At 67.5% G+C, this 8135-nt stretch carries 7 protein-coding genes and 2 pseudogenes; 5 read left to right on the forward strand and 4 right to left on the reverse strand.

Annotated elements, in window-relative coordinates; translation table 11 throughout:
- A partial coding sequence (locus Q7A36_RS36830) for an ABC transporter substrate-binding protein (RefSeq protein WP_305108778.1) occupies positions 1-441 on the reverse strand: 441 nt, incomplete at its 3' end.
- Positions 442-984: 543 nt separating this feature from the next.
- Positions 985-2313: an MFS transporter gene (locus tag Q7A36_RS36835; RefSeq protein ID WP_305108779.1), complete on the reverse strand. Its 1329-nt coding sequence runs from the start codon at positions 2311-2313 to the stop codon at positions 985-987.
- 292 nt (positions 2314-2605) lie between these two features.
- Here Q7A36_RS36835 and Q7A36_RS36840 point away from each other — a divergent pair, with 292 nt between their 5' ends.
- From Q7A36_RS36840 to Q7A36_RS36860, 5 genes and pseudogenes are all read left to right on the forward strand, one after another.
- A complete protein-coding gene (locus tag Q7A36_RS36840) occupies positions 2606-3133 on the forward strand; it encodes a hypothetical protein (RefSeq protein ID WP_305108780.1) in 528 nt (175 codons plus the stop codon).
- Positions 3076-3498 carry an IS66-like element accessory protein TnpA gene (gene tnpA / locus Q7A36_RS36845; RefSeq protein ID WP_305108781.1) on the forward strand — a complete coding sequence of 141 codons (423 nt, stop codon included), beginning with the start codon at positions 3076-3078 and terminating at the stop codon, positions 3496-3498. Before Q7A36_RS36840 ends, tnpA begins: the two co-directional genes overlap by 58 nt.
- Positions 3495-3851 carry an IS66 family insertion sequence element accessory protein TnpB gene (gene tnpB / locus Q7A36_RS36850; RefSeq protein ID WP_305108782.1) on the forward strand — a complete coding sequence of 119 codons (357 nt, stop codon included), beginning with the start codon at positions 3495-3497 and terminating at the stop codon, positions 3849-3851. Before tnpA ends, tnpB begins: the two co-directional genes overlap by 4 nt.
- Before the next feature lie 12 nt (positions 3852-3863).
- The gene (tnpC, locus tag Q7A36_RS36855; protein WP_305108783.1) at positions 3864-5510 is read left to right on the forward strand and encodes an IS66 family transposase; all 1647 of its coding nucleotides are present in this window, start codon (positions 3864-3866) and stop codon (positions 5508-5510) included.
- Positions 5511-5531: 21 nt separating this feature from the next.
- Positions 5532-5750: pseudogene (locus Q7A36_RS36860) on the forward strand (DUF3489 domain-containing protein); the annotation flags it as partial.
- Positions 5751-5793: 43 nt separating this feature from the next.
- On the opposite strand, the gene Q7A36_RS36865 reads toward Q7A36_RS36860, so the two are convergent.
- Positions 5794-7407 carry a calcium-binding protein gene (locus Q7A36_RS36865; RefSeq protein ID WP_305108784.1) on the reverse strand — a complete coding sequence of 538 codons (1614 nt, stop codon included), beginning with the start codon at positions 7405-7407 and terminating at the stop codon, positions 5794-5796.
- A gap of 537 nt (positions 7408-7944) precedes the next feature.
- Positions 7945-8135 (reverse strand): annotated as a pseudogene (locus Q7A36_RS36870) (IS630 family transposase); the annotation flags it as partial.

Below are 8135 nucleotides of genomic sequence, written 5' to 3' on the forward strand. Positions count from 1 at the left end.
ATGGTTAGGGCTGCAAGCTTTGCCAGTCAGATCCGATGAGGCCGGACCTGTCAGCAAGGCAACCCGATCGCGCTCGCGTACCAGCCCGGCTACCGCCAGCGCTACGGCGGAGTTGTTCAGGCAGGTGATGCAGTCGACATCACCACGATCAAGCCATTCGCGGGCGATGCTCAGCGCGAGGTCCGCCTTGGTCTGGTGATCGGCCTCCATGACCTCGACTGTGAGACCGGGATTGGCCCGTATGAAGTCCTGCACGGCCATGCGCGTGGCCACTACAGAGCCTTGGCCCGTTGCGACGGAGTTCGGCCCGGAAAGCTCGGTCAGGACGCCGATGCGGATGGTGGGGTTACGCTGTGCAGCCGCGTGATGGCGGCCAACCAGCGGTAGACTCGCTGCTGACGCGGCGCCGAGGACCCCACGACGTCTAATCCAATGAGCCATTGCTTCCTCCCGAGATTTTCGTTGAGCGTACAGGGTGGCTCAATCCTCGGCCATAGTTGCTGGTCAGAAGCTGGGTAGCCCTCCTCGGTTCAGGCCTTGGTCGGCTCCGGCGTTGCGGCGACCATCTGTCATTTTGTCAATAAGGCGACATGGCAGGCGTGGTTTGGGCTTTGCCTTGGCGGGAAGTGGAGCGAATGGTCGGTCGCGCGCCGGGGTAGGCCAGCGCGCTGCCCCGACCGGCTTCTCGGCGAGGCTCTGGGCAGTAACACTCAGCCGATCGGCTGCCGAACCCAGGAGACCCGACACGACCCTTTCCAACACCGCCTGTCGCACCCTGGCCGAGGCCGCGCATCACCCGCTACGCCTCGCCGCCTCGCCCGACAAGCTGCCCATTGCCGCCGCTCGGGCGGTGCTGAACACCCTGCTCAAGCAGGGCTACATCGAGGAGTGCGCGGCGCCGATGGAGTACATCGGCCTCGGCTGGCGCCGGCAGGATGGCGCCTGGGCGGCGTTGCGCGTAGCCCAGGCGAAAGCAGACCATGTTCAGTGCGCCACCGCCGGTCTGCCCGATGCGGCAGTCTCAAGGTGCGTGCTGACCCTCAGCATCATGGCAACGACACCGCCGATCAACGCACATCCGCCGAGAACGAGCAGCCCCGCCTTGAAGTCACCTGTCGCGTCCCGCAGGAAGCCCATCAGGTAAGGGCCGGCGAAGCCCGACAGGTTGCCGATGGCGTTGATCGCGGCAATGCCGGCCGCAGCCGAGGTGCCAGTGAGGAAGGCGCTGGGGATGGGCCAGAGCAGCGGCGGCGTTGCCGAAACGCCGATCTGGCCCAGGCAGAGCAGGCCAAGCACCAGGACCGGCGAGGAGACCAGCCCCGCCCCGGCCACGCCGATGGCCGCCAGGACCATGGCGAAGCAGACATGCTCCCGCCGCTTTAGCGTGCGGTCGGAACTGCGGCCCAGAAGGACCATGCCAATAGCGCCAAAGACGAAAGGCAGCGCGGCCAGCAGCCCCGTCTGAAAGTTGCTGACACCGAAGCCCTTGACAATCGTGGGGAGGAAGAAGGCGACGCCGTAGCTCGCCGCGTTCAGGCAGAAATAGACGAAGGCGCAGGCCAGGACCCGAGTGTCGCTGAGCGACTGGCCAATGCTGATATGCTCGGCTGCCTGCTTCTGCTGATGCTCCGCATCCAGGCGCGCCTGCAGCCAGTCCCGCTCATGCCCGGCAAGCCAGGTGGCCTGAACCGGCCGGTCCGTCAGGTAGAAGACGACGCCAAGCGCCATCAGGATCGAGGGGAAGGCTTCCAGGAGGAACAGCCACTGCCAGCCTTCCAGTCCGGCGCCGGAGAGATTCAGCAGCGCCCCCGAGACCGGCGCGCCGAGGATCGAGGAGAACGGGATCGCCAGCATGAACAGCGCCACCACGCGGGCGCGATAGACCGAAGGGAACCAGAGCGTCAGGTAGAAGATGATCCCCGGGAAGAACCCCGCCTCTGCCGCGCCGAGCACAAAGCGCAAGATATAGAACACCCACTCGTTGGAGAGCCCGGTGGCCGAGGCGATCGGCTTGATGAAGGCGAACAGGCCGGAGATGACGCCCCAACTGAACATGATGCGGGCGATCCAGAGCCGCGCGCCGAATCGGTCGAGCGCAAGGTTCGAGGGCACTTCCAGCAGGAAGTAGGAGATGAAGAACAGGCCGGCGCCGAGGCCATAGGCCGCCTCGGACAGCCCGAGCGCTGTGTTCATCTGCAGCTTGGCAAAGCCGACATTGACCCGGTCCAGGTAGGCGACGAAGTAGCAGACGAAGAGGAAGGGCACCAGCCTCCACATCACCTTGCTGATCGTCGTCTTCTCGACGTCTTCCATGGCAACGAAACCTCCCGTGCAGCATTGCGGGAAGGAAGCGTGGGTTGCCCGAGACGGTTCCTCGGGGCCTGCACCCGGGTAGAGTGACCAGCCTCATTGCGAAACTGATCAAATCGCCTGCTCGCCCAACCACTGACCAAAGCATCCCGGATTTCGCTTAACTTCGTTCCGGTACAGAGCGAATGGTCGGTCGTGCGCCGGACGGATCCGACGCGCCGCCCCGACCGGATCTTCGGCGGGGGTATGGGCAGTAGCACCCGGCCGATCGGGTGCCGAACCCAGGAGCCCCAACATGGCCCTCACCCAGGCGGGGATGGTGGCCGTTGGCACCGCGCCGGCCGACGCCGAGGCCATGGACAAGGCCGGGGACGACGTCGCGCCGGCGGCGCCCGATACGGTCCCCGCCGACACGCCCCATGAGCCCGGTAGCGCACCGCAGGTGCCCCCTGCGGCTCTGAAGGCCCTGTTGCCCACCGGCGCAGGGGCCGCCCAGCAGCCCTCCACGCGCCCCAGCCTGCGCGACGCCGTCCACCGCGCTCTCGCTGCCTGGGACGACGCAGTCGGCGAACGCGCCGGCCTGCCCCATGCTATCGCCGCCCTCCGCCCCATCCTGGTCAAGCCCGCCCCAGCAGCCCGCACCAGCGGCCCACGCAAGCCGCGCGAGGGCACCAAGCAGCGTAAGCGGTTGTTTGAGGCCCGTCTTCCATCGCGGCCGGTGAATGTGCTGGGTCGGTCTGGAGCAGCGGGCATCCGGACGACGTTATGGATAGCGTTAACGACGACGCGAAGGGTATCGGTTATCGCCGGGTTGAGGTTCTGACGGGCCCTGGCCGTCGGCGGCAGTGGTCTGACGACGAGAAGGCGCGGATCGTCGCGGAGACGGCGGAGCCCGGCGCGAAGGTGACCGATGTCGCCCGGCGTTGGCAGGTGAGCCCGCAGCAGGTTTTCGACTGGCGCCGGCAGGCGCGGAAGGCGCTGGCGGAGGCCGCCACTGCGGCGGAGCCGAGCTTCGTGCCGGTCGTGGCCGAAGCGCCGGTCCCGTCCCCTGATGCGGCGCCTGCGACGGTGCGCCTGGCACCATCGATCGAAGTGATGCTGGCGGGCGCGGTACTGCGCGTTGTGCCCGGCACGGACGAGGCTCTGCTGACGTCGGTGCTGCGCGCCATCCGGGCGTCGGCTGCATGATCGCGCTGCCGGCTGGCGTGCGGATCCTGCTGGCGACCAAGCCGGTGGACTTCCGCCGTGGTGCGCACGCCCTGGCGGCGCTGGCGGCGGCGGATCTGGGCACCGATCCGTTCTCGGGGGTGGTGTTGGTGTTCCGCTCGAAGCGGTCCGACCGGGTGAAGATCCTGACCTGGGACGACAGCGGCCTGGTGCTGATCTGGAAGCAGCTGGAGGGCGGCGCATTCCGCTGGCCGCCGGTGACGGACGGCGTGATGCGTCTGAGCGCGGTCGAGTTCGCCGCGCTGTTCTCCGGAATCGATTGGCGACGCGTGCAGGCGACGCGGGAGATTCCCAAGCCAAGCGTACCTGCGTAGAATTGCCGCGCGATGCGCGCCGTGGACACCGACACGCCGACCCTGCCGGAGGATCCCGCGGCGCTGCGGGCGCTGCTGCTCGAAGCTCTGGAGAAGCTCGACACGCTCAGCGCCGAGCGCGAAGTCCTGACATCCCGCTGCGACAGCGTGACCGCCGAGCGTGACGCGCTGGTCGAGCAGAACGAGCGTCTCCGCCACCTGCTGCTGAAGCTGCAGCGTCGGCAGTTCGGGCGGAAGTCGGAGCGGCTGACTGACGAGCAGCTGCAGTTCGCCTTCGAGGAGATCGAGGCGACGCTGGCCGAGAATGCTGCCGAGGCGGGCAAGCGGTCGGCGGCGGCCCGCGAGCAGCAGAAGCAGCGCCGCCGCGCCAGTCGCGGCCGCCTGCCCGCGCACCTGCCGGAGGTCGAGCGGGTGCTGGCGCCGAAGGCGACGACCTGTCCCTGCTGCCAGGGACCGCTGGTCGAGATCGGCTGCGATACCTCCCGGCGGCTGGACGTGATCCCCGCCCAGTTCCGGGCCCTCGTGACCAGGCGCCCGAAGCTGGCCTGCCGGGCCTGCCCCGGCATCGTGCTGCAGGCGCCCGCACCGGCCCGCCTGGTCGAGGGCGGCATGCCGACCGAGGCGACGGTCGCGCATATCCTGGTGTCGCGGTATGCGGATCATCTCCCGCTGTATCGCCAGGCGCAGATCCTCGCGCGGCAGGGCATCGAGATCAGCCGCGCGGTCCTCGCCGACTGGCTCGGCACGGCAACCCGCGAGATCGCTCCCGTGGTGCAACGCCTGCACGCGATCCAGCAGGCCTCGCCGCGGCTGTTCGCCGACGAGACCACGATGCCGGTGCTCGACCCGGGGCGCGGCCAGGTCAAGAAGGGCTACGCCTGGGCGATCGCCCGCGATGACCGGCCCTGGGGCGGCGCCGATCCACCGGCCGTGGTGTTCCACTACGCGCCGGGCCGCGGCGCCGAACACCCGAAGGCGCTGCTGGCGGACTACCAGGGCATCCTGCAGTGCGACGGCTATGCCGCCTACAAGACGCTGGCGGCGGCCAACGAGGCCATCACGCTCGCATCCTGCTGGAGCCATGTGCGGCGGGAGTTCATCGAGCTCGCCAAGGGCAAGACTGCGCCGATCGCCACCGAGACCCTGCAGCGCATCGTCGCGCTCTATGCCATCGAGGCCGAGATCCGCGGCAAGCCGCCGGAGGTCCGTCACGCCGTCCGGCAGGCGAAGAGCAAGCCGCTGGTCGAGGCGCTGTTCACCTGGTTCGAGGAACAACTCGCGCGCCTGCCCGGCGGCAGCCCGACCGCCAAGGCGCTCCGCTACTCCCTGAACCACCGCGAGGGGCTCTGCCGGTTCCTCGAGGACGGCAGGATCGAGCTCGATAACAACACCGTCGAGCGCGCTATCCGGCCCGTGTGCCTGAGCAGGAAGAACTCCCTGTTCGCGTCGGGCGATGACGGGGGCGCCCGCTGGTGCGCGGCGGCGTCGCTGGTCGAAACATGCAAGCTCAACGGCGTCGACCCGCAGCGCTACTTCACCGACCTGCTTACCCGCCTCGTCAACGGCTGGCCCAACGACCGCATCGACGAGCTGATGCCCTGGCATTGGGCCGACCCAAAGACGCCCCAGGCCTCAGCCGAAGGTGGAAAGGGCCTGTAAACGCCGCTTACCAAGCAGCAGCAGGTCCTCGCCATGCTGCGCCGGCCGGAGGGCGCCACTGTCGCGCAGATCGCCGAAGTGACCGGCTGGCAAGCCCACACCGTCCGGGGCTTCTTCGCCGGCCTCAAGAAGCGCCAAGGCATCGCGGTCGAGGCCGCCGAGCGCGTCCGGCAGGTCGGGCCGGGGAAGGAGGGCACCAAGGGCAGTTACAGCGTCCACCGCATTGCCGAGGTTGACTGATGCGGCCGGCGCTGCACGGCCCCGTTCGGCGCGCGCCGTGCGCTCAGCCGAAGAGGAAGTCGTTGGCCGAAACGCTGGCTGCACTCACGCCATCAAGTGTGACCTGGCTGGCAATGCCGTCGATGCTCCAGGCGACCACCGTACTGCCGTTCACCTCGGAGATGGCGAGGTCTCCCATCCCTTTCACGCTGGGTGAGATGATGTGAATGTGGTCCTCACCAGGCCGAAAGTCAGTGACGTGGTCGGAACCTGTGGCACTGAAGAAGACGAACTCGTCGCTGCCGCCCTTACCGGTCAGGACGTTATTGCCGAGATTGGCGGTGATGCGGTTCGCCCCGTCATTGCCGGTGGCAGCGAGATTGCCGATGCCGCCCAGTTGCAGGTTGTCGAAGAAGGCCGGCAGGATAAATGAAACGGTGGAGATGACCGTGTCGCTGCCGGAGTTCTGCAGTTCGACGACCACGTCACCCGGATCATCGACATAGTAGGTGTCGTTGCCCGGCCCGCCTTCCATGCGATCGGCGCCCAATCCGCCGTCGAGCGTGTCATCGCCCCCGCCGCCGCTCAGACTGTCGTTGCCCGCCCCACCAATTAGCCGATTGCCAACAGCGCTGCCGACCAGCGTATCGTTGCCGCTGCCGGTCCAGGCATCCTCGATGTCGATGAGTGCCTCGATCGGAGCGGATGGTGTGTTCGGAAAGGACGCATAGCCGGCGTCCAGGGTGACCAGCACCGGCTCGGACGTATCGGTGAAGTCGGCCACGTCGGTACCCGCCCCACCGTTCAGCGAGTCGGCACCGGGGCCGCCCTGCAGCACGTCGTTTCCATCGCCGCCCAGCAGCGTATCGTTACCTGCACCGCCGTGCAGCGTGTCATTGCCGGGGCCACCATCGAGGTAGTCGTTGCCATTGCGGCCGTTGATCACATCGTCGCCGCCGAGCCCGAGGATGTTGTCGTTCCCAGGACCTCCAGCGAGGAGGGCATCGGACCCCTCGGTTGCGGCGGTCGTTCGAGGCGAGAGCAGGATGAAGAAGCTGTCGTCGTGGTCTGCATAGGTCCGCTGGTGCAGCACCAGCGGCGTCGGGAAGTCGCTCGGCGTGCTGGGCACGAAGTCGGGATCGTCGTAGAGGCCCCAATGCACGGTGGTGCCGTTGGCGACCGTCCCGGTGAGATGGATGTCTGCCGGGATCGCGGTGGCAGTGCTGTTGCCATCTCCGGCAGCCACGCCGGCCGGCCCGGTGGTCTCGATGGCGAAGGCGCGGAAGTTATCACGGGTCACCTGGTGGAAATGCGCGTAGCCCGGATGGAATTGCGACGGGTCCAGTGGGCCGAGGCTGGGGGCGAGCAGGATGTCGAACCCGCTCCAGTCGGCGCCGAGCTGGTTGGTGATGGTGAACTCGATGTCGGTCCGCAAGCCGCCGGTGGAATCGCTGGTAAGGTTGCCCAACGGCTCCTTCACCTGGATGGCCACGACGCCGAGGGCGTTGTCGAGGAAATCGGACAAGTCGTAGGTCAGGCTGATGGCGAGAAGCTGGTGGCCAGCATGCGGCCCCGTGGTCAGGCTGGCAGGAGTCGACGTGACCGTAACGTCATCCGGCGAGATCAGCGTCCAGTCGCCACCCTGTCCCTGATAGGAGGGGAAGTTCGTCGTTGCCATCGGTCTTCTCCTGTGCGGCCGGGGGACGGATCGGGTGCGGGTGCCTGGCTCCACGCAGCGCTGGCGTCGCGGATCCGAGAGGCCGTGAACAGACCGCAATGCAATATCGGCGGCTGTGAGGTGGTTCACACATGGCGCCAGTTCCTGTTTCTGGCCATTGGCAGCTCAGCACAGCGCCGCAAGCACTGCGAAGGGTGGCAACGGCGAGAGATCGCCTTCAGCCACGCCTTGAGCCGTGGTCCGTGTCAGTCAGGCACTTGCCTCCTTCAGGGTACAGGCTGGCGGCCTTTACCCGAGCCGCCGTGGCGAGGGAGAAATGCGCTGCTCGGCGCAGGCGCCTTCGACCGCTCGTGGCACCACCCAGCCCGAGAAGCAGAGCCCAGCACCCCGATGTCCGCTCGTGAGGAGGTCAGACACGATGCTGTCCATCCGGCATGGGCGCGGAGCCGCTGGTACGGCTGGCGTGCGTCGGATATGTGCGGCTTTCCCAAGCGTCGTCTCATCAAGCGATGCTCACCCGGCCGTGGGATTCTTGAGTTATGCTGCGTAGCGGAACTGCGGATGGCGGAAGAAGGCGCGAATGCGGTCCGGCCGCTTGGACAAGCTGCGCATGTGGTTGACGACAGTCTGCTTGAGTTGCGACTTGCTGCGCGCCAGCGGCTTGGCGGTGACCGCCTGCTTGACGTCGCCGTTTACACCCTCGTCCGGGTTCAGCTCGGGACTGTAGG

Source organism: Paracraurococcus lichenis, from assembly GCF_030657435.1.
In the GTDB taxonomy this organism is placed as follows: Bacteria; Pseudomonadota; Alphaproteobacteria; order Acetobacterales; family Acetobacteraceae; genus Paracraurococcus; species Paracraurococcus lichenis.

Excerpts from the sequence above, each read along its gene's own strand:
- Q7A36_RS36835 (WP_305108779.1), bottom strand. The coding sequence starts at position 2,313 with ATGGAAGACGTCGAGAAGACGACGATCAGCAAGGTGATGTGGAGGCTG.
- Q7A36_RS36840 (WP_305108780.1), top strand. The coding sequence starts at position 2,606 with ATGGCCCTCACCCAGGCGGGGATGGTGGCCGTTGGCACCGCGCCGGCC.
- tnpA (WP_305108781.1), top strand. The coding sequence starts at position 3,076 with ATGGATAGCGTTAACGACGACGCGAAGGGTATCGGTTATCGCCGGGTT.
- tnpB (WP_305108782.1), top strand. The coding sequence starts at position 3,495 with ATGATCGCGCTGCCGGCTGGCGTGCGGATCCTGCTGGCGACCAAGCCG.
- tnpC (WP_305108783.1), top strand. The coding sequence starts at position 3,864 with ATGCGCGCCGTGGACACCGACACGCCGACCCTGCCGGAGGATCCCGCG.
- Q7A36_RS36865 (WP_305108784.1), bottom strand. The coding sequence starts at position 7,407 with ATGGCAACGACGAACTTCCCCTCCTATCAGGGACAGGGTGGCGACTGG.